The sequence below is a fragment of the Allorhizobium sp. DMC15 genome (genome assembly GCF_056314065.1).
The window spans coordinates 476,464-497,337 of sequence record NZ_JBQUZB010000002.1; the positions used below are offsets into that span (position 1 = coordinate 476,464).

Sequence of the window (20,874 nt, forward strand, 5' to 3'; positions counted from 1 at the left end):
GTTCTGACATGGGGAGCGCTATGCGGGCCTTGGAATCGTTTATCCTGGAAGCAAAGGCGGCCTGCTATGTCGGCGGCAAGACGGCAGAAACGCAGGCATCACGCCGGGCAGCCCACGACATCACCTACCGGCGCGGACCTTTCGGCTATCTCGACAGCTATTATGGCGGCACCGATTTCCTCGGCCAGGAAGTCGTCTGGAAGAATGACGAACCGGTGTGGGCCCTCAATTATTATGGCCGCATCCTCGAACCCGGTCTGATCAATGGCGAGCGGGCCGGCACGGTGATCCGTCAGGCACTCAGTGCCCTCTATCAGGAAGGTCGCTTTCTCGGTGGCTTCACTTTCCAGCATGCCTTCGGGGAATATATCGACGAATCCATCGGCGATGTCGCAAGCTTTCAGGGCGTGGAACGCATTTGCGTGAATGGACGGCTGTCCTACCAGCTGGATTATCACGGGGGCCTCGTCAAACCCTGACGGCAAGTCCTTTCTGTGCCCTTGCTATTCTGACCAATCCCGTGAAAATGCCTAAACCGACGTCACCCTTGAACAGGCGCTAGAATTTAGGCATGCCGGCACGCCAACGCATCATCCCCGTCCGCCGGGAGTACAACCGCTGGGTCGCCAACCAGACTCTGGAAGACTACGCGCTCCGCTTCACGGCCAAAAGCGCACGAAAATTCTCGTCCAGCCGCATATCCCAAACGGCGATCGGCGCGATCTCTTTCCTGGCCCTGGAAGCGATCGGCGGCACAATCACCATTGCTTACGGGACCACGAACGCTTTCTTTGCCATCATTGTTGCGGCGGTGCTGATGCTGCTGGTCGGTGTACCCATCAGCCGTTATGCCATCCGCCACGGCGTCGACATCGATCTGCTGACCCGTGGCGCCGGCTTCGGCTATATCGGCTCGACGATCACCTCGCTGATCTACGCCAGCTTCACCTTCATGCTCTTCGCCATCGAGGCCTCGATCATGACCAAGGCGCTGGAACTCGCTTTCGGCATACCACTCTGGCTCGGCTACATCATCTCCGCCGTCGTGGTCCTGCCACTGGTGACCTATGGGATCCGCATGATCTCGAAATTCCAGCTGTTGACCCAGCCTTTCTGGATCGTACTCAACATCCTGCCATTCATCTTCATTGCCTTTCTCGACTGGGAAAAGATCGACCTCTGGCGCGCCTTTGCCGGTGTGGGTCATTCGAATGCCCACATGGGCAGCGCTGCCCCTTTCGACCTCCTCGAATTTGGCGCGGCGTCCGCCGTGATCCTGGCTCTGATGCCGCAGATCGGCGAGCAGGTGGACTTCCTGCGCTTCCTGCCGCCCGAGGGGGCACGCAAGCTCCATCACCGCATCGCGATCTTCCTCGCAGGCTCCGGATGGGTCGTGCTGGGCGTGCCGAAACTGCTGGCGGGCTCTTTCCTGGCCGTCCTGACGCTGTCGACGGGCGTACCCATCGGTGAGGCAGCTGATCCGGCCCATATGTACGTTGCCGCTTTCGGCTACATGATCCCCAACGAGACGGCCGCGATGCTGCTGATGGCCGGTTTCGTGGTGATTTCGCAGCTGAAGATCAATGTGATGAATGCCTATGCGGGCTCGCTCGCTTGGTCGAACTTCTTCTCGCGCCTGACCCACAGCCATCCCGGCCGCGTCGTGTGGCTCGTTTTCAACGTCGCGATCGCCCTGCTTCTCATGGAGCTCGGCATCTACGGCCTGCTTGAAGAAACGCTCGGCATCTTCTCGATCATTGCGATGAGCTGGCTCTGCGCCATCTCCGCCGATTTGTTCATCAACAAGAACCTTGGCCTCTCGCCGCCGGGTATCGAGTTCAAGCGCGCTCATCTCTACGACATCAACCCGGTCGGTTGTGGCACCATGCTCCTGTCGGCCAGCATGGCGCTCGCCGCGCATTTCGGCGCCTTCGGCAGCCTTCTCGCCTCGCTGTCGACCTTTGTGACCCTCATCGCCTTTCTCATCTCTCCGCTGATCGCCTGGGCGACGGCGGGCAAGTTCTATCTCGCGCGCAAACCCCGCCAGAGCTGGAAAAACCAGACCGGTATCACCTGTTCGATCTGCGAACATCCTTTCGAGCCGGAGGACATGGCCTGGTGTCCGGCTTACGCCGCGCCGATCTGTTCCCTGTGTTGCACACTGGACAGCCGCTGCCACGACATGTGCAAGCCGCATGCGAAGATCAACGCCCAGGCAGGCGCTGTCGCCCGCACCTTCCTGCCGGCCGTGCTCTTGGAAAAGTTCTCCACCCGGCTCGGCCGTTACGCCCTGACCGCCATGGCATCGATCTCGCTCATTGGGGCGATCCTTGCGCTCATCGCGCATCAGGTGAACGTGGCAACACCCGCAATGACCGACGTCGTCAACCGCACGGTGCTGGTGGTCTTCTTCATCTTCGCCATCATTGCCGGTATCGTCTCCTGGTTCTACGTACTCGCCCATGACAGCCGGCTGGTGGCCGAGGAGGAATCCTCGCGCCAGAACACCCTGCTGCTCAAGGAAATCGCCGCGCACCGCAAGACAGACGCCGCATTACAGAACGCCAAGGAGACGGCAGAGGCGGCCAACCGCGCCAAGAGCCGGTATGTGGTGGGGCTTTCCCACGAGCTGCGAACCCCGCTCAACGCGGTGCTCGGCTATGCCCAGATCTTGGAGCGCGACGAGACCATACCCCTCCCTCGGCAATCGGCGATCAAAGTCATCCGCCGCTCGGCCGACCACCTGTCCGGTCTGATCGACGGGCTGCTGGACATTTCGAAGATCGAGGCCGGCCGCCTGCAGGTCTTCTCCAACGAAGTCAACATCCAGGATTTTCTCGACCAGCTCATCGACATGTTTGCTCCCCAGGCCGCTGCCAAGGGCATCCTCTTCGAGCACCAGCGCTCGCGCAACCTGCCGCTTTACGTCCGCACAGACGAGCGCCGCATCCGCCAGATCCTCGTCAACCTGCTGTCCAACGCCATCAAGTTTACCGACGAAGGCACGATCCGCTTCACGGTCGACTATCGCAGCCAGGTGGCCACCTTCACCGTCAGCGACACCGGCCGCGGCATCGCGGAAAAGGACCTGACCCGCATCTATGAACCCTTCCAGCGCGGCGAGGCCGACAATATTCGCCCGCAGCCGGGCCTTGGCCTGGGGTTGACCATCACCAAACTGCTGACCCAGACGTTGGGCGGCGAAATCTCGGTGGTCAGCGAGCGAGACAAGGGATCGACTTTCAGGATCCGCCTGATGCTGTCGGCAATCGACCGGCCGAACACGGCGCCGGCCCCCGAACGCAAGATCGTCTCCTATACGGGCCCGCGCCGCACCATCGTCGTCGTCGACGACAACGAGGACCATCGCGAACTGATGCGCGAGGTACTGGCGCCGCTGGACTTCGTCGTGCTGACGGCAGCCGGTGGCCTCGAATGCCTAACGCTCATCGAGGGTGTGAAGGCAGACCTCTTCCTGGTCGACATCGCCATGCCAGGCATGAACGGCTGGCAACTGGTTGAGAAGTTGCGCGATGCCGGGCAGAAGGCACCGATCCTGATGCTGTCCGCCAATGTTGGCGATGCCCCGGCCCCCGGCGGCGAGGGTCACGACGACGCGATCACCAAGCCTGTGGACATCTCGCGCCTGCGCGACAAGCTCGCCCGCTTCCTCGGTCTCGACTGGATTTATGCCGACGATCCGCGCCTGTTGCAGCCCGCGCTTCAACCGCAAAAGCCGGTGTCACCGGGAGCGGCCCATCTGGAGGAGTTGATCAGTCTCTGCGACATCGGCTACATCCGCGGCATCGAATCCAAGCTTGCCGAACTGGCGGGACTGGGAAGTAACGCCGCCTTCGTCGAGACCGCCCGTGCCCATGTCCAGGCTTTCGACCTCGCCGGTCTGCGCAGCTTCCTCACCTCCTTCGAAAGCGCCAGGGAGGCCATCGATGGCTGAAGCCGCAAAGCGCGATATCGTCCTGCTCGTCGACGACAGCCCCGATGCACTCGGTTTCCTCACGGAAGCGCTGGAAGCCTCAGGCTATTCGGTGCTGATTGCGACCTCTGGCCACGCGGCACTGTCGATCGTCGCCCGCATCAGCCCCGATCTGATCCTCCTCGATGCCGTGATGCCCGGCATGGACGGTTTCGAGACCTGCCGTGCACTGAAGGCCGAACCGGTCGTGGCCCAGGTCCCCGTGATCTTCATGACTGGACTGACCGAGACGGAACATGTGGTAAAGGCGCTGGAATGCGGAGGCGTCGACTATCTCACCAAGCCGATCAACATCGATGAGCTGCGCGCGCGCATCCGCGTCCATCTGTCGAACGCGCGGTCGGCTCAAAGCGCCCGCGTGGCTCTCGATGCCGCGGGCCGGCATCTGCTGGCCATCCGGGGCGACGGGCAGGTGCACTGGACGACACCACAGGCCAATCGCCTGATCGAGACAGCGACAGGTCATGCCGAGGGTATCGGCGACGTTGCCAGAGCAGCCGCCAGTTGGCTTCAGGCCCGCCGGGCCGGCACGTCCATGCACTCGGACTCCAGCTTCCCCTTCCCGGGCGCCACCGGCCTTCCCCTCACCCTCTCCCTGCTCGGCACGATCGGCGCGGACGAATATCTTTTCCGCCTCACCTCGGCGAACCGTCAGAGCGAGGACGAAATGCTGCGTGAACGCTTCGGCCTGACCCATCGCGAAAGCGAAGTGCTGCTCTGGATCGCCAAGGGCAAGGCCAACCGGGATATCGGCGAGATCCTCGGCTTGTCCGCCCGCACGGTGAACAAGCATCTCGAGCAAATCTACGCCAAGCTGGGCGTCGAAAACCGCGCCTCGGCCGCCGTCAAGGCGGCTGATGTGTTGCGCGAGACCTGAGTACATCAGATCGGACAGGTGGACGCGCAAGCGCATGTGGCATCGCCCCGCGCCGCCGCCCGGGCATCGCCCTAGGCGAGCGAAGCCGCCAGCCTACCGTCAACCGACCGCAAGGACAGGATCATGGACAATTTCGTCATCGTCACCGGATGCTCCGGCGGCGGGAAGTCAACGCTCCTCAAGGCATTGCAGGACCGGGGCTTTGCGACAGTCGAGGAACCTGGAAGACGCATCGTCCGTCATCAGCTGGCGATCGGCGGCAGGGCATTGCCCTGGATCGATCTGAAGGCCTTCGCAGAAGAGGCAATCCGCGTCGCCCGAGAGGACCGAGATCGCATGAAGGAGCATGATGGCTGGGTCTTCTTTGATCGCAGCCTCGTTGATGCTGCCTCCGCCCTCGCATCCGCGACCGGCAACCCAGCGGCAATCAAGTCCCTGAGAGCGGACGCGCGCTATCACCGCCGCGTCTTCGCCGTCCCGCCATGGCCCGAGATCTTCGCGAAGGATGACGAGCGCCAACACGACTTGGCAGCCGCTGTTGAGGAATATGACAGGCTCGGCGCCCACTACGCAGACCTTGGTTACGAATGGACGATCATTCCGAAAGCACCCGTCGAGGAACGTGTCGACTTCGTGCTGCGGGCCCTGCCCTGCTGAGGGATCCCCAAAACGCAAAAAAGCCCGGCACGAAGCCGGGCTTTCCTTGTCGCCGTAGTGGCAGACCTTATTGCGGGACGTAGGTGAACTTGCCGTCCGCGCCCTTCTTCCACTCGTACATGATGTAGCCGGGGATCTTCGGGTCGCCCTTCTCGTCGTAGGAGATGTCGCCGAGAGCGGTCGGGAACGGGCCCTTTTCCTTCATAGCCGTTGCGACGGTTTCGGCGTCGACCGAACCGGCAGCCTTGGCGGCACCAGCGATGACCTGCATAGCAGCATAGGAGTAGAGCGTGTAAGCTTCCGGGTTGAAGCCGGCAGCCTTGAACTTCTCGACGAGTTCCTTGTTGGCCGGGTTCAGGGTCGGATCCGGGCCGAAGGTGTTGAGCGTGCCTTCGACGGCGTCGCCGGCGATCGAGGCCAGTTCGTTCGAAACGATACCGTCACCCGAAACGAGCGTAGCCTTCAGGCCCTGGTCAGCAGCCTGACGGATGATCAGACCAGCTTCGGTGTGGAGACCACCCCAGTAGATGATCGAAACGCCGGCTTCCTTCATCTTCGCGATCAGCGCGGAGAAGTCCTTGTCGCCAGTCGTGACGCCTTCGTACATGACTTCGGTCAGACCACCGGCATTCATCGCCTTCTTGGTTTCATCGGCGAGACCCTGGCCATACGGGGTCTTGTCGTGAACGATGGCGATTTTGGCGTCCTTGAACTTTTCAACGAGGTAGGCACCGGCAACGGCACCCTGCTGGTCGTCACGGCCGCAGGTACGGAAGGTGTTCCACAGACCACGCTCGGTGAAGACCGGGTTGGTCGCAGCCGGGGTGATTTCGAGGATGCCGTTTTCGGCATAAACTTCCGACGCCGGGATCGAGACGCCCGAGTTGAAGTGACCGATCACGAACTTGACGCCGTCGGCAACGAACTTGTTGGCAACGGAAATGCCCTGCTTCGGATCGGAGACGTCGTCGCCGAGCACGATCTTGATCTGTTCGCCATTGATGCCGCCAGCGGCATTGATGTCGGCGGCAGCCTGTTCGGCGCCCTTCTGGAGCTGTGCACCGAAGGCAGCGTTCGGACCGGTCAGCGGACCGGCAACGCCGACGAGGATGTCAGCCCAGGCGTTGCCGCTGAAGGCAACCATGGCCGACAGCGCAACCGCCGAGAGGAGAGACTTCTTCATACTGTTACTCCCAGTTTTTTATGCGGGTTTGGGTTTGAAAACCGTGCGCAATACCCGCTCTCACTGCGCCGGAAAACTGTTCCACTCGTTATTTCAAGCCGAGGCTCTCTGTCGCCAATCTGTGACAGAAAACAACACCTTGTCAATCTTTGTTCTTCCACGAAAGATACGATGTTCTCTCATAGAGCCAGTAATAGTTGTCGACCATCTGGGTCGTCCGCCGCGCCTGGAATCCGGCGAGCGCGAAGGCCAGTAGCAGCACGACATCGATGACGTAGTAGAACGGGCTGATGAACGGCCCGCCGAACAACGAAAAGTGCAGGAACCGCATCGCAACACCCAGTCCGAGCACTGCGATGAACACGCTGCCATAGCTCTGCCAGTTCTCCGCAACTGCCTTGCCCGTGCGCCAGGCAGTCCAGAAACCAAGCAAGAGCACCAGGAACCTCAGCACGAGCCGAACGGTGGTGTCGCTTTCGAAAAACAATCCTTGCATGTCAAATCCTCCGCGCGCTCAATGATGGCCGCCTTCGAGATAGGCCGCCCGGACCGACGGATCGGCGAGCAGTTCCTTGCCCGTCCCGCTCATGGTGACATTGCCGTTCACCATGACATAGGCACGGTCAGAGAGCTTCAGCGCGGCAAACGCGTTCTGCTCCACGAGGAAGACGGTCAGCCCCTCTTCCTTGTTCAGGCGCTTGATCTGCTCGAAAATGCCCTTGACGATCAGCGGCGCGAGACCGAGCGACGGTTCGTCGAGCAAAAGCAGCTTCGGCCGCGCCATCAGCGCACGGCCGATGGACAGCATCTGCTGCTCACCACCCGACAGGGTGCCGCCGCGCTGGTTCTGACGTTCCTTCAGACGCGGGAACATGGTGAAAACCTTCTCCACGTCCTCCGCAAAGAACTTCATATTGTCGAGACCGGCGCCCATCTGCAGGTTTTCCATCACGGTCATGCGCGGGAAAATGCGACGACCTTCCGGAGACTGCGCGATGCGGCGGCGGGCGATCAGGTGCGTCGGCAGCTTGGTGATGTCCTCTCCGTCGAAGACGATCTGGCCGGCGCGTGCCTGCGGACTGCCGCAAATCGTCATCATCAGGGTCGACTTGCCGGCACCGTTGGCGCCGATCAGCGAGACGATCTCGCCTTTGTGGACCTCGACATTGACACCGGCAAGCGCACGGATATTGCCGTAATAGGTCTCGACGGCAGAGACTTTCAGAAGCGGTTCAGAGGACATCAGTTGTTCCCTCCGGCAACGGCTTCGACTTCATGGATCGCTTCGTCCAATTCTTCATCCTCGACACCCAGATAGGCCGCGATGACCTTCGGGTCGTTCTTAACGTGATCGGGCGTGCCGTCGGAGATCTTCTGGCCGTATTCCAGAACCACCACGTGGTCCGAAATCTGCATGACGACGGACATGTCGTGCTCGATGAGAAGCAGCGAGGTGCCTTCGTCACGAATGCTCCTGAGCAGCGTGTTGAGCGCGAGCGATTCCTTCGGGTTGAGACCGGCGGCGGGTTCGTCGAGGCATAGCAACTCCGGGCCCGTGCACATGGCGCGGCAGATCTCCAGACGACGCTGCGCGCCGTAAGGCAGGTCGCCGGCAGGGTCGTCGGCGCGATCGATGAGATCGGCCTTTTCCAGCCAGTAGCGCGCCTTCTCGATCGCCTCGCCTGCCGCCTTTTTATAGGCCGGCATGCCGAGCAGACCGAGAACCGTATAGCCCGACGCCTTCATCAGTGCATTGTGCTGCGCCACCAGAAGGTTTTCCAGAACGGTGAGGCCCGAGAACAGGCGGATGTTCTGGAAGGTACGGGCGACCTTCGCCTTCTTCGGGATTTCAAAATCCGGAAGGCGCTCCAGCAGGAACTCCTGGCCGGACTTCTGCCGCAGCGTGATCATGCCCATGGTCGGCCGGTAAAAGCCGGTGATGCAGTTGAAGACGGTCGTCTTGCCGGCACCGTTGGGGCCAATCAGCGCGGTGATGTCGCCGCGCTTGGCTTCGAAAGAGAAATCGTTGATGGCCATCAGACCACCAAAGCGCATCGACAGATGCTCGACTTTCAGGATGGTGTCATTGCTCATTGTCGTGTTCCCGGAGGTCATCAGCCGTGGCCCTCCTTGGTGAAGCTGCCCGAGACGGCCTTGCGTTCCTTGAGGAAGGCCGTCGGCTCTCTGCTGCCGACGAAACCGCGCGGCTTGAACAGCATGACCACGACCATGGCCAGACCGAAGAGCAGCATGCGGTAGAGTTCCGGCGTGAAGTCCTCGCCGAAGATGTGCTTCAGGAACTCCATTTCACGCAACGCTTCCGTGCCGCCGATCATGACGATGGCCGCAACCGCGATGCCCGTCAGCGAGCCCATGCCGCCGAGAACGACGATGGCGAGAATGACAGCGGATTCGAGGAACACGAAGCTTTCCGGGGAAACGAAGCCCTGGCGGGCGGCGAAGAACGAGCCGGCGAAACCGCCGAACATCGCACCGATTGCAAACGCCGTCAGCTTGGTCGTCACCGTGTTGATGCCGAGCGAACGGCAGGCGATCTCGTCCTCGCGCAGCGCTTCCCAGGCACGGCCGATCGGCATGCGACGCAGCTTGATCGTCACATAGGCGGTCAGGCAGCAGAGCGCCAGGATCACGTAGAAGAGGTAGATCTTGTAGTAAGCCGACGACATCGGCAGGCCGAAGGTCTTCGCGAAGCCATCGGCAGACGCGTTGAACTCGATACCGAAGAAGGTCGCCTTCGGAATGCTCGAGATCCCGAAGGTACCCTTCGTGACTTCCTGCCAGTTGATCAGCACCAGTCGGATGATTTCCCCGAAGGCGAGCGTCACGATGGCGAGATAGTCACCTTTGAGACGCAGGACCGGGAAGCCGAGAATGATGCCCCAGAAAGCGGCCAGGATGCCGGCGAGCGGCAGCAGGATCCAGAAGGACAGACCGAAATTCTGCGCGAGAAGCGCATAGGAATAGGCGCCGACCGCGTAGAACGCGACATAACCGAGGTCCAACAGACCGGCGAGGCCGACGACGATGTTGAGCCCCCAGGCCAGCATCACGTAGATCAGGATCTGGATACCGAAGTTGTCGATGAACTTCAGAGATCCCTGTACGCCACTCAGCGCGACGATGACAGGCGGATAAAGGATCAGGGCGAGAAGAGCGATCTTCAGGAAATGCGTCTTGAAGAAGCTCGGCTTTGCATCGATGTCGTGCACCGGCATGGCTGCCGATTTCTTCTCCTTGCGCGCCGAAAGCCAGGGCGCGAAGAAAGCGACCATGGCGAAACGTCCCACGGCAGCAATGATCACGAAGATCGCCAGCATGCCCCAGCGCGTATACCAGATCAGCTCGTTGCTGATGTTCTGGTCGGTCTTGATGCCGATATAGAGGCTGAACAAGCCGAGGGCCAGAAGGCCGGCGAACAGGCCTTCCTTGACGGCGCGCGCCATCGTGCCGGACGAAGCGGCAGCGTTTACGTTTACAGGAGTTGTCATCGGATCAAACCTTCTCGACTTCCGGTCGACCGAGAATGCCGGTCGGCTTGAAGATCAGCACGAATGCAAGGATAGCAAACGTAGCCACGTCCTTGTAGGCGATGCTGAAATAGGCAGACCACAGCGACTCGATCAGGCCGATCAGCAGCCCGCCCAGAACGGCGCCCGGCAGCGAGCCGATACCACCGAGAACAGCAGCCGTGAAAGCCTTGACGCCCGGGATGAACCCGTCGTTGAACGAGGCCACGCCGTAATACATGAGGTACATGGTGCCCGCGACGGAGGCCAGAGCAGCACCCATGACGAAGGTGATGGAGATCGTGCGGTCAACGTCGACGCCGAGCAGCGCCGCCATCTTGCGGTCCTGTTCGGTTGCACGCTGGGCGCGACCGAGCGGCGTCTTGTTGACGATGTACCAGAAGGCGGCAAGCAGCACTGCCGTCACGATCACGATCACCACCTGCTTCAGCGCAATGGTGACGTTGCCGATGTGCAGGACGTCGTTGATCAGCGGCGGGATCGGCTTGTTGCGCGGGCCCTGCGAGATCTGGATGAAGTTGGACAGAACGATCGACATGCCGATCGCGGTGATCAGCGGCGCCAGGCGGAACGAGCCGCGCAACGGCCGATAGGCCACCCGCTCGATCGTCCAGTTCCACAACCCCGTCATCAGCATCGACACGATCAGCATGATCAGCAGCGCAAGCGCCACCGGAATGCCGGCGAAGAAGGATGTCAGGATGAGGAAGACGATGAGGGCGGCAAAGCCGCCAAGCATGAAGATGTCGCCATGGGCGAAGTTGATCATGCCAATGATGCCGTAAACCATCGTATAGCCGATAGCCACGAGGCCATAGATGGATCCAAGAGTCAGCCCGTTGATGAGCTGCTGGATGAAGTACTCCATATATTATCCCCCGGACGCGCCTGAGTGTTGCGTCTCATTTTGTTGTCCCATGAAGCCATGGGTATGAGGGGGATTCCATATCGCTTTGGCGGAAAATGTGAAGCCAAAAAGGCAAAAGGTGGACAAAATGTTACTGTTAACCAACAGTTTGGCACCGTCAGGATCACAGCACACAAAAAAGCGGCAGAAAAAGTCTATGAAATCAGCAGGTCACCGGAGGCGACCTGCTGAACGTGAACTTGCACTAATGCAAGCCCATTTTTGCCGAATTTGGTTCAGTTTCTCATTCGCGACCCATTTGCGTCAAAAAGCGGCTGCGGCTGGAGCCGTGCCGGAAGAATGTCCCCAAGAATTTCCACGCTCCAACCGTCGACCTCGTCTGCTATCTCCTTGGGAACATAACCCAGCGCAACGGAAACGCCGCTGGCATGGGCAAATCCGCCGGAGGTGACCCAGCCGCAGACTTCGCCCTTGTGGAAGATGGGTTCGTCGCCGATGACGTCGGCGTCTTTCGCCTCGATGATGAAGGTTTTGAGCCTGAGCGTCCCGCCCGACAGCTTCTCTTCCATGGCCGCCTTCTTGCCGATGAAGTCCGCCGGCTTTTTCAGGGCAACGAAACGGCCGAGACCCGCTTCGTAGGGGCCATAGAGCGGCCGGTATTCGCGTGACCAGCTGCCGAAGGCCTTTTCCAGACGCAGTGCATTGAGGGCCCGCAGCCCGAACAGCGAAATGCCGAACTCGGCACCGGCCTCCATCAGCGCCTCGAACAGATAACGCTGATATTCCGGCCGCATCCAGATCTCGTAGCCGAGGTCACCGGTATAGCTGACGCGTCCGACAATTGCCGGCGCCATGCCGAGATCCATCTCGCGGATGGCCATGAACGGCATCGCCTCGTCGGAGACATCGAGATGGGTGAGCTTGGCCAGCACGTCGCGCGCTTTGGGCCCGGCGATCGACAGGCCCAACAGACCGAGATTGAGTGGCTCGACGTCGACCGACCCGTCGTCGGGCAGATGCTGCTCGAACCAGCGCATGTGATAGTCTTCGGCGATGCCGGAACCGATGACGAGGAAATCCTCATCATCCATGTTGGCGACGGTGAAGTCGCCGATCAGCTTGCCGGCGTCGTTGAGCATCGGCGCGAGCGCCATGCGGCCGACCTCCGGGATCTTGCCGGCCAGCATATGGTCGAGCCAGTCCTTTGCCCCCTCACCCGTCACCATGTATTTGGCAAAGCCCGAGGTTTCCATCAGGCCGACGCTGTCGCGCACGGCCTTGGCTTCGCGGCCGACAGCCTCGAAATCGGTCGAGCGGCGCCAGGAGAACTTGTCCTCGACACCCTCGGGGGCGAACCACAGTGGCGTTTCCAGACCATAGGACGCGCCGAAGACGGCGCCGGCACTCTTCAGCTTGTCGTAGATGGGCGTGGTCAGCAGCGGACGCGCGCCCGGCAGTTCCTCGTTCGGATAGCGGATCGAAAAGCGGCGGGAATAGTTTTCGCGCACCTTGGCATTGGTATAGGCGAGCGTCGCATAATCGCCGTAGCGGCAGACATCCATGGCGAAGACATCGAAGCCCGGATCGCCCTGGATGATCCAGTTGGCAAGCGCCAGCCCCACGCCGCCCCCCTGAGAGAAGCCGGCCATGACCGCGCAGGCCGACCAGAAATTCGTCATGCCGCGTACGGGACCGACGAGCGGATTGCCGTCGGGCGAGAAGGTGAAGGGGCCGTTGATGATCTTCTTGATGCCGGCATTGTTGAACGCCGGGAAATGCCGGAAGCCGATTTCGAGCTCATTGGTGATGCGCTCCAGGTCTTCCGCCAGGAGTTCATGGCCGAAGGTCCACGGCGTTTCGATCGGCGACCAGGGACGGCAGTCCTTTTCATAGGTGCCCATCAGCATGCCGTTGCGCTCCTGGCGGATATAGATCTCGCCATCGAAGTCCACGCAATGCATCAGCTCCTTGCCGGTCGTCTTGTTGAACTCGATGACCTCCGGCATGTCCTCGGTGATCAGATACATGTGCTCCATGGCCAGCACCGGCAGTTCCAGCCCGACCATGCGGCCGACTTCGCGCGCCCAGAGACCGGCGGCATTGACGACATGCTCGGCGCGGATTTCGCCCTTGTCGGTGATGACACGCCAGGTGCCGTCTTCGAGCTGCACCAGATCCTCGACCTTGGTGTGCAGATAGATCTCCGCACCATTCTTCTTGGCCGACTTCGCATAGGCATGGGTGGTGCCGTAAGGGTCGAGGTGGCCTTCATGCGGATCGAAGACAGCGCCGACGAACTGCTTGGGATCAAGCAGCGGCATCATTTCATAAGCTTCCTGCGCCGAAATCAGCGTCGCTTCGCCGCCGGCATATTTGCCCTTGGCGAGCAGCGACTTCATCCAGTCGAAGCGCTCCTTCGTGGCCGCCAGCATCAGGCCGGACGTCATATGCAGGCCGATGTCTTGACCGGAATATTCCTCGATCTCCTTGTAGAGCTCGACGGTGTATTTCTGCAGCTTGGCAACGTTCGGATCGCCATTGATCGTATGCATGCCGCCGGCAGCGTGCCAGGTGGAGCCGGAGGTGAGTTCGGAGCGCTCGAGCAGCACGACATCGGTCCAGCCGAACTTGGTCAGATGGTACAGGACTGAACATCCGACGACACCCCCGCCGATGACGACGACACGCGCATGGCTCTTCATGGAAAACGCTCCCCTTGGCAGCAAAGATTGATGTCGCAAAGCTAGATCGCGCGCATGAAAGCCAGAAGACCATGCTGCGACGAAAGATGTCGCATGGATGACAGGCAATGTTCTCAGCGCGGCGGCCCTGTCCGGGCAATGTGTCAACCTAGCACGACAATTCCACCAATTTTTAAGGGTTCAGTAAGTTAGCAGATATAATCATCAGCGGGCGGCAATGAACTCCTGGCCGCGTTTTAGAACCCAGAGATGCGTATGTCCTTTTTCGCCTTTGGCAGCGATGCCCGGTCCATTCTCGACGCCCTCGAAAAATCCCAAGCCATCATCGAATTCGACCTCGAAGGTCGTATTCTCCACGCCAACCAGAACTTTCTGAAGGCGCTCGGCTATCAGCTGAACGAGATCGTCGGCCAGCATCACCGCATGTTCGTCACCCCGACCGAAGCTGCCTCCGCCGACTACAAGCAGTTCTGGCGCAACCTCGCCGCCGGCAACTTCGGCCAGGGACAATACAAGCGCGTGGCCAAAAGCGGTCGCGAAATCTGGATCGAGGCGACGTATAATCCGGTGCTGAAGGGTGGTCGCCCGCACAAGGTCGTCAAGTTCGCCACCGACATCACCGCCATGAAGCTGAAGTCGCTCGATGCCGAAGGCAAGCTGGAAGCACTCGATCGCGCCCAGGCCATCATCGAGTTTACCCCGACGGGCGAAATCCTGCACGCCAACGAGAATTTCCTCGGCGCCATGGGCTACAGCCTGTCGGAGATCGTCGGGCGCCATCATTCCATTTTCTGCGACAAGGATTACGCGGCCTCGATCGAATATCGCGATTTCTGGAAGGGCCTCGGCGAAGGCCGGTTTGTGGCCGACCAGTTCACCCGCTTCGGCAAGGGTGGCAAGCGGATCAACATCCAGGCTTCCTACAATCCGATCATGGACACCGACGGCAAGGTGCTGAAGGTCGTGAAGTTCGCGACCGACGTCACCGAGCGCATCCGGGTGATCGAGGAACTCGGCGCCGGCCTCGGCCGCCTCGCCGACAGCAACATCCGCATGACGCTCGACCAGCCGTTCAGTTCGGAATTCGAGCCGCTTCGCCGCGACTTCAACGCCTCGATCGGCGCTTTCCAGCAGACCCTGTCGGGCGTTCTCGACCAGACCTATGAACTCGCGCGCAACGGCAGCTCGATGAGGAATTCCGCAGAGGAACTGTCCGGCCGCACCCATCAGCAGGTTGCAGCCCTCGAGCAGACGGCAGCGGCCCTCTCCGAGGCGACCAACAAGCTCAGAACGGCAACCGAGCGCACCCGGGAAACCCGCAAGATCGCCATGGAAGCCCGCACGGCTGCCACTTCCTCCGTCGCCGTGGTGAAGGATACCGTCAGCGCAATGGAGCGCATAGAGGGTGCCTCCAACGAGATCGGCAAGATCATCGGCGTGATCGATGAGATCGCCTTCCAGACCAACCTGCTCGCACTGAATGCCGGGGTCGAGGCCGCCCGCGCGGGCGAAGCCGGCAAGGGCTTTGCCGTCGTCGCGCAGGAAGTGCGTGAACTCGCCCAACGATCGGCGAATGCAGCCAAGGAAATCAAGGCTCTGGTCAACACCTCTGCAACCGAGGTGCAGGAGGGTGTTCGCCTCGTCGGCGAGACGGGTCGCGTTCTCCAGGAGATCGAGAAGTTCGTGTCCGATATCGATCAGAATGTCGACCGCATCGCACGATCGGCAGCGGAAGAAACGGCCGCTCTCGAAGCCATCAATGGCGCTGTCAGCGAAGTCGACGGCATGACCAAGGCCAATGCGGCCATGGTGACGCAATCGACCGAGATCAGCCGAGCCGTATCGGACGGGGCAAGCGTACTCGCAGACCTCGTGAAGCGCTTCAAGCTGAACCGTCGCAGCGAGATCCGAGAAGGCGGCAAGGACGTCTGGACACCGGCCGAGCGTGCAGCCCGTCTCGGACAGCCCGCCTACCGCGCCGCCTCCTGACCCGACTGACGTCAGAACCGGCCCGGCGACAGACTGCCCGGCCGGTTTTAGCTATCAGATACGCGGCGCAGCCCGCAGCGTGAACTCCGTCAACTCCGCCGGCACACCGATCCGGAGCGCGAACCCCGGCCAGAGGCCTGTGCCATTGTTCACATAGAGCAGCATCTGACCAACCTGATAGAAGCCCGAAACGAAACCGTTATTAGCGCGGGCGACGATCTGGTCCAGCCCGCGCACCATGCCACCATGGGTATGACCGGAAAGCTGGAGGGCAACACCATGGCTCGCGGCCCGCACGGCCAGCCGTGGCTGGTGATCGAGAAGGATGACGGGCGCATCGGCAGGGGCACCGGAAAGTGCCTTGCTAAGGTCAGGCTCGACCGCCCCGGTAAATCGCGCCGAAAGATCGGTGACACCGGCGATGACGAGCCGGCCCTCCGCGCGCTCGATTACCACATGCTCATTGGCCAGGATGCGCATATTGAGCGACGGGAGGTGGCCGAGCCAGCGGTCGACATCGAAGAAATATTCGTGATTGCCCGGCACGGTCAGCACCCCATCCCGCGCGCTCAGGCCCGCCAGCGGCGCAATGTCCTCGCGCCGAATATCGAGACTGCCGTCGATCAGGTCGCCGGTGATCACGATCAGATCGGCATCAAGCGCGTTGGTCTTTTCAACGACAGCACTCGCCCATCGGCCGGTAAACAGCCGGCTGATATGCAAGTCGGTCAGTTGCACCATCCGGTAACCGTCGAGTTCGGGTGAGAGGCCAGGAATGCTGACCTCGATCCGCTTCACCGGCGGCACCCGGATCGCCTGGCTGATGCCGAAGCTCGCGAGCACAAGCGCCGCAACGCCCATCGTGTATCGCACCTCCGGCGGCACGACCGGGAAGGACCAGGTGACGGCGAAAATCAGGATGCTGACGATATCGAGGACCACCTGCATCGCGGCCAGAAGCACGATCGCGCCGAAGAACAGGTTGAAGCCGATCACCAGCGGCCGCGGAAATTCCGGCGCAAATACCGATCCGGAGGTGAAGCGGCTGAACAGGTGATATTGCGAGGCAAACAGCAGGAAGACTGCCAGCAGCAGCCTCACCCACCACGGCCACGGCAAGGGGGCGATGAAACGGGACGCCACGATGAGCCATGGCAGCGAAAACATCAGGTGAAACATGCGGGACGGGTTCCTTTGCAGCGTAAACGCTGAAACTGCGTAGGCAGTTCACCCGAAGATAAGAACGCTCAGTCCCTCACGCAAACCCCGCCGTCAGGGCAAACTCCCGGCCCATCTCGCGCATCTCGTCGAACAGGAAGCCGGCAAAGCTGCGCATCACGATCATCTCGAACGCGTCCTGCCCCGTGCGGGCGAGGTTCGCGGCGACATGGCAGATCTGGCAATTCGTCGACTGACCGATTTCGAACAGGTCGGCATGCAGGTCGAGCGCCGTGCATTTGGCAAGGATCGCCCGCACCTTTGGCCCCTGAATACGCAGCACGACGCGACCGTCGCTCTGGTCGACGAACGACGCGCGGCTCGCCCCTAGGTCTGCCAACTGCCGGGCAATCGTATCGGCGGCGACCGTCTCGCTGAGCACGAGCCACTCGCTGGGCCCGCAGACCCGCACATGCACATCTTCGAGATTGGTCAGCGCCTCGTCGATGTCGGCCTCATGGCCGGAATGGGCGAGCACGGAAAACACGGAGACGGCCCGCAGGATGGCGAGATGATGAGGGTTCGGCGTCGCCTCGAAACCGGAAATGTGGTCCTCGAGCACGTGACGGGCGGCATAGGTCACCGGCATGGTCGGATCCTCACAGGTTCAGTTTCTTGTTGTCGGGATCGTAGAAGACGGGGCTCACGACCTCGGCCAGCACTTCCGAACCGCGCAAACCATCCCAGACGACGATCTTCTCGCCTAGCCGCTCGCGGCCGGATTTGAGGAAGGCCAGACCGATCGTGTGGCCGAGTGTCGGCGAATGGCAGACGGAGGACACCCAGCCCTGATCATTCAGCGTCGACGGCTTGACGTTTTCCTTCAGCAAATGCGCACCGGCGGCGAAACTCTTGTCGCGCTCGACGGGCTTCAGGCCCACGAGCTGCGGACGGTCGGCAGCGGTCAGGCCGAACCGGCTCGACAGACGCTTGCCGATGAAGTCAGGCTTCTGGGTCGAGAACATTTTGCCCAAGCCCACATCGTCTGGCGTCGTGCGACCATCGATTTCGCTGTGGGTGATGAAGCCCTTTTCGATGCGCAGCACGTTGAGCGCCTCGACGCCGTAAGCGCAAATGCCATGCGGCTTGCCGGCGGCCATGATCGAATCGGCGACCGCTTCGCCGTAATTCGCCGGCACCGCCACTTCGAAGGCGAGTTCGCCAGAAAAGGAGATGCGGAAGAGGCGCGCCTTCAAGCCCCCCTTGAGCAGCACTTCGCGCGCAGACAGGAACGGGAAGGCCTCGTCGGAGATATCGTCTTCGATGATCTGTTCGAGGATGATCCGAGCCTTGGGACCCGCGACCGACATCTGAGCCCACTGATCTGAGGAGGAGACGAAGCGCACGTCGAGATCCGGCCAGAGAACCTGGGAGCAGAATTCCAGATGCGTCATCACCTCGCCGGCATAGGCCGTGGTCGTGGTCATGAAGAAATGCTCGTCCGAGAAGCGGCTCGTCGTGCCGTCGTCGTAGATCATCCCGTCTTCGCGCAGCATCAGGCCGTAGCGCGCCTTGCCGACGGGAAGCTTCAGGAAGGCGTTGGAATAGACGCGGTTCAAGAATTCCGCAGCATCCTTGCCGAAGATCTCGATCTTGCCGAGGGTCGAGACGTCGCAGATGCCGGCATTGGCGCGGATGTTCAAGACTTCACGGTCGACGGCCTCGCGCCAGGTCTTCTCGCCATCGCGCGGGAACCAGGAGGAGCGATACCAGAGGCCGGATTCGACGAAGACGGCGCCGTTTTTCTTCGCCCAGCCATGCAGCGGCGAGGTGCGCACGGGCCGAGAATGTTCACCGCGTGAGGTGCCCGCCATCGCCCCGAAGGAGACAGGCGTATAGAAGGGCCGGAAGGTCGTGGTGCCGATTTCTGCAGGCGACACGCCACGCATGCCGGCCATGATGCCGATCGTCGCGACATTGCCGAGCTTGCCCTGATCGGTCGCCATGCCGCCGGTCGTGTAGCGTTTGGTGTGCTCGACATGGCCCATGGCCTCGCGCTGGGCAAGGCTCAGGTCCTTCACATGCACGTCGTTCTGGAAGTCGACGAAGGCCTTGGATTTGGCGCCCGGCACATACCAGAGCGGCGCAAAGCTCGCATCATATTCGCCCTCGACTTGCGGCACATCGACATTGCCGACGAGACGGCCGAGATCGCCGATCGCCTCATGGGCCTTGTCAGCACCATCGCGCAACACGGCGGCAAGCGAGGCATGACCGGCAGCCGAGCCGGCGATCCGCAGCCCGTGCCCCACATCGTGCGCCAGGAAGGCCTGGTGCTCGTCCGACCAGGTGGGCTTGGCGCCGCGCTGGCAGGCGAGATGCACGATCGGGCTATAGCCGCCGCTCATGGCGAGCGCATCGCAGGCGATCTCTTCCTGATGGGCCATGCGTTCGGCGATCAAACCCTTGATGCGGTAGTACCCCTTGGTGTCGATGACGGAGCCACCACGGATGACCCGCACGCCTGGTGGACCAACATCAGACGAGTGTGTCCGCCCGTCGATGACGGCCGCAACGCCAACCCCGGCAGCGACGAGATCGGCCGCCGTGCGATAACCCGCACCGCCATTGGTGAAGATGGCGACGTTCTGGCCGGCGGCCACGCCATAACGATTGAGATAGGTCCTGATGGCAACCGAGGTCATCACGCCGGGCTTGTCATTGCCGCCGAAGACCAGAGGCCGCTCTTCCGCACCCGAAGCCAGGATCGCCCGCTTGGCGACGATGCGCCAGACCCGCTCGACCGGGAGATCGCCCGAAGGCTGCGCCACATGCTTCTGCACCTTTTCCACGGCGCCGAAGACATTGTCGTCATACCAGCCGAACACCGTGGTGCGCGGCATCAGCGTGACATTGGAAAGGCTCTTTAACTCCTCTACGACGGAGGCAGCGTATTCGGCTGCTGGCACGCCGCCGACGGTGACGCGCTCGGACAGCAGCGAACCACCCAGCCGGAAACCTTCATCCGCCAGAATAACGCGCAGCCCCGCTCGCGCCGCAGCCCGTGCCGCCATCAACCCGGCCGGACCAGCGCCGATCACCAGAAGGTCGCAATGCGCCCAGGCTTTTTCGTAGCGATCGGGATCGGCGATGAACGGCGTCTTGCCGAGGCCGGCGGCTTTGCGGATGATCGGCTCGTAGAGCTTTTCCCAGAAAGCCTTCGGCCACATGAAGGTCTTGTAGTAGAAGCCGGCCGAGAGAAACGGCGACAACAGGCTGTTGACCGCGCCGATGTCGTATTTCAGCGACGGCCAGCGGTTCTGGCTATTGGCTTCGAGCCCCTGATAGAGCTCGGCGACGGTTGCGCGTGTATTCGGCTCGGTGCGCCCTTCAGCTCCGATCGTCACAAGCGCATTCGGCTCGGCAGAACCCGCCGTCACGATACCACGCGGACGGTGATACTTGAAGGAGCGGCCGACCAGCAGCTGGTCATTGGCGATCAGGGCCGAGGCCAGCGTATCGCCCTCATAACCCGTATAGGTCTGACCATCGAAGGTGAAGGAAATCGTGCGCGCGCGGTTGACGAGCCCGCCGGAGGACAGCCTGAAACCACTCATCGTGCAGCCTCCTTTGCGTATTCGCTCGCATCGGTCACGCTATAGACCTCGTGACTCGCGGCATTGTCGCGCTCGACGACAAGCCAGCGCCGGCAACCAGCGGTGTGATGCCAGTGCTCGATGATCCGGCCCTTCGGATTGTCGCGGATGAAAACGTAAGCGTTCCAGGCGTCGTCGGACGCACCTGGCGCCGGGCGAACCGGGCTCGCGTCACCGCGAATGCTGAATTCTTCCTTGGGACGGACGCCGCAATGCGGACAGGTAATCAGGCTGGCCATGGC

General features: G+C 61.5%; 17 protein-coding genes. 6 read left to right on the forward strand and 11 right to left on the reverse strand.

What is annotated here, in order from left to right:
- The first annotated feature begins 20 nt into the window (after window positions 1–20).
- The 4 genes from ACT53S_RS10885 (at window position 21) to ACT53S_RS10900 (ending at window position 5,528) form a co-directional block, all read left to right on the forward strand.
- Window positions 21–479 carry a DUF5680 domain-containing protein gene (locus ACT53S_RS10885; protein WP_113379010.1) on the forward strand — a complete coding sequence of 153 codons (459 nt, stop codon included), beginning with the start codon at window positions 21–23 and terminating at the stop codon, window positions 477–479.
- A gap of 92 nt (window positions 480–571) precedes the next feature.
- Window positions 572–3,955: a hybrid sensor histidine kinase/response regulator gene (locus ACT53S_RS10890; protein WP_476066990.1), complete on the forward strand. Its 3,384-nt coding sequence runs from the start codon at window positions 572–574 to the stop codon at window positions 3,953–3,955.
- Window positions 3,948–4,871 carry a response regulator gene (locus ACT53S_RS10895; RefSeq protein ID WP_476066991.1) on the forward strand — a complete coding sequence of 308 codons (924 nt, stop codon included), beginning with the start codon at window positions 3,948–3,950 and terminating at the stop codon, window positions 4,869–4,871. The genes ACT53S_RS10890 and ACT53S_RS10895 overlap by 8 nt, the downstream gene beginning before the upstream one ends.
- 123 nt (window positions 4,872–4,994) lie before the next feature.
- Window positions 4,995–5,528 (forward strand): AAA family ATPase, encoded by a 534-nt coding sequence (locus tag ACT53S_RS10900; protein ID WP_476066992.1) that lies wholly within the window; start codon window positions 4,995–4,997, stop codon window positions 5,526–5,528.
- A gap of 67 nt (window positions 5,529–5,595) precedes the next feature.
- On the opposite strand, the gene ACT53S_RS10905 is transcribed toward ACT53S_RS10900, so the two are convergent.
- The 6 genes from ACT53S_RS10905 to ACT53S_RS10930 all read right to left on the reverse strand — a co-directional run bounded on the left by ACT53S_RS10905 (window position 5,596) and on the right by ACT53S_RS10930 (window position 11,127).
- The gene (locus ACT53S_RS10905; RefSeq protein ID WP_142067702.1) at window positions 5,596–6,711 is read right to left on the reverse strand and encodes a branched-chain amino acid ABC transporter substrate-binding protein; all 1,116 of its coding nucleotides are present in this window, start codon (window positions 6,709–6,711) and stop codon (window positions 5,596–5,598) included.
- Window positions 6,712–6,853: 142 nt separating this feature from the next.
- Window positions 6,854–7,207 (reverse strand): DUF6867 family protein, encoded by a 354-nt coding sequence (locus ACT53S_RS10910; RefSeq protein ID WP_113379005.1) that lies wholly within the window; start codon window positions 7,205–7,207, stop codon window positions 6,854–6,856.
- Between the two features lie 18 nt (window positions 7,208–7,225).
- Window positions 7,226–7,954, reverse strand: coding sequence for an ABC transporter ATP-binding protein (locus tag ACT53S_RS10915; protein ID WP_142067701.1), 729 nt, complete (start codon window positions 7,952–7,954; stop codon window positions 7,226–7,228).
- A complete protein-coding gene (locus tag ACT53S_RS10920; RefSeq protein WP_476066993.1) occupies window positions 7,954–8,826 on the reverse strand; it encodes an ABC transporter ATP-binding protein in 873 nt (290 codons plus the stop codon). Before ACT53S_RS10920 ends, ACT53S_RS10915 begins: the two co-directional genes overlap by 1 nt.
- Window positions 8,826–10,175 (reverse strand): high-affinity branched-chain amino acid ABC transporter permease LivM, encoded by a 1,350-nt coding sequence (gene livM, locus ACT53S_RS10925; RefSeq protein ID WP_476067470.1) that lies wholly within the window; start codon window positions 10,173–10,175, stop codon window positions 8,826–8,828. Before livM ends, ACT53S_RS10920 begins: the two co-directional genes overlap by 1 nt.
- A 49-nt stretch (window positions 10,176–10,224) precedes the next feature.
- Complete coding sequence (locus ACT53S_RS10930; RefSeq protein WP_113379001.1) at window positions 10,225–11,127, reverse strand: branched-chain amino acid ABC transporter permease; 903 nt, start codon at window positions 11,125–11,127, stop codon at window positions 10,225–10,227.
- A gap of 24 nt (window positions 11,128–11,151) precedes the next feature.
- On the opposite strand from ACT53S_RS10930, the gene ACT53S_RS10935 reads away from it, so the two are divergent.
- Window positions 11,152–11,358, forward strand: coding sequence for a hypothetical protein (locus ACT53S_RS10935; RefSeq protein ID WP_142067698.1), 207 nt, complete (start codon window positions 11,152–11,154; stop codon window positions 11,356–11,358).
- A 44-nt stretch (window positions 11,359–11,402) separates the two neighbouring features.
- Here ACT53S_RS10935 and ACT53S_RS10940 read toward each other — a convergent pair whose 3' ends face one another.
- A complete protein-coding gene (locus tag ACT53S_RS10940; protein WP_476066994.1) occupies window positions 11,403–13,829 on the reverse strand; it encodes a GcvT family protein in 2,427 nt (808 codons plus the stop codon).
- Window positions 13,830–14,084: 255 nt separating this feature from the next.
- Here ACT53S_RS10940 and ACT53S_RS10945 point away from each other — a divergent pair, with 255 nt between their 5' ends.
- Window positions 14,085–15,818, forward strand: a complete 1,734-nt coding sequence (locus ACT53S_RS10945) for a methyl-accepting chemotaxis protein (RefSeq protein WP_476067471.1) — start codon at window positions 14,085–14,087, stop codon at window positions 15,816–15,818.
- 54 nt (window positions 15,819–15,872) lie between these two features.
- Here the strand turns inward: ACT53S_RS10945 and ACT53S_RS10950 are convergent, their stop codons facing one another.
- From ACT53S_RS10950 to ACT53S_RS10965, 4 genes are all read right to left on the reverse strand, one after another.
- On the reverse strand, window positions 15,873–16,997 hold the full coding sequence (locus tag ACT53S_RS10950; protein WP_476066995.1) for a metallophosphoesterase: 1,125 nt from the start codon (window positions 16,995–16,997) through the stop codon (window positions 15,873–15,875).
- Window positions 16,998–17,073: 76 nt separating this feature from the next.
- Window positions 17,074–17,625, reverse strand: coding sequence for a sarcosine oxidase subunit gamma (locus ACT53S_RS10955; protein WP_476066996.1), 552 nt, complete (start codon window positions 17,623–17,625; stop codon window positions 17,074–17,076).
- Window positions 17,626–17,635: 10 nt separating this feature from the next.
- Entirely contained in the window at window positions 17,636–20,593 is a 2,958-nt protein-coding gene (locus tag ACT53S_RS10960) for a sarcosine oxidase subunit alpha family protein (RefSeq protein ID WP_476066997.1), read from the reverse strand.
- Entirely contained in the window at window positions 20,590–20,871 is a 282-nt protein-coding gene (locus ACT53S_RS10965; RefSeq protein WP_113378995.1) for a sarcosine oxidase subunit delta, read from the reverse strand. The genes ACT53S_RS10960 and ACT53S_RS10965 overlap by 4 nt, the downstream gene beginning before the upstream one ends.
- Window positions 20,872–20,874 lie beyond the last annotated feature (3 nt).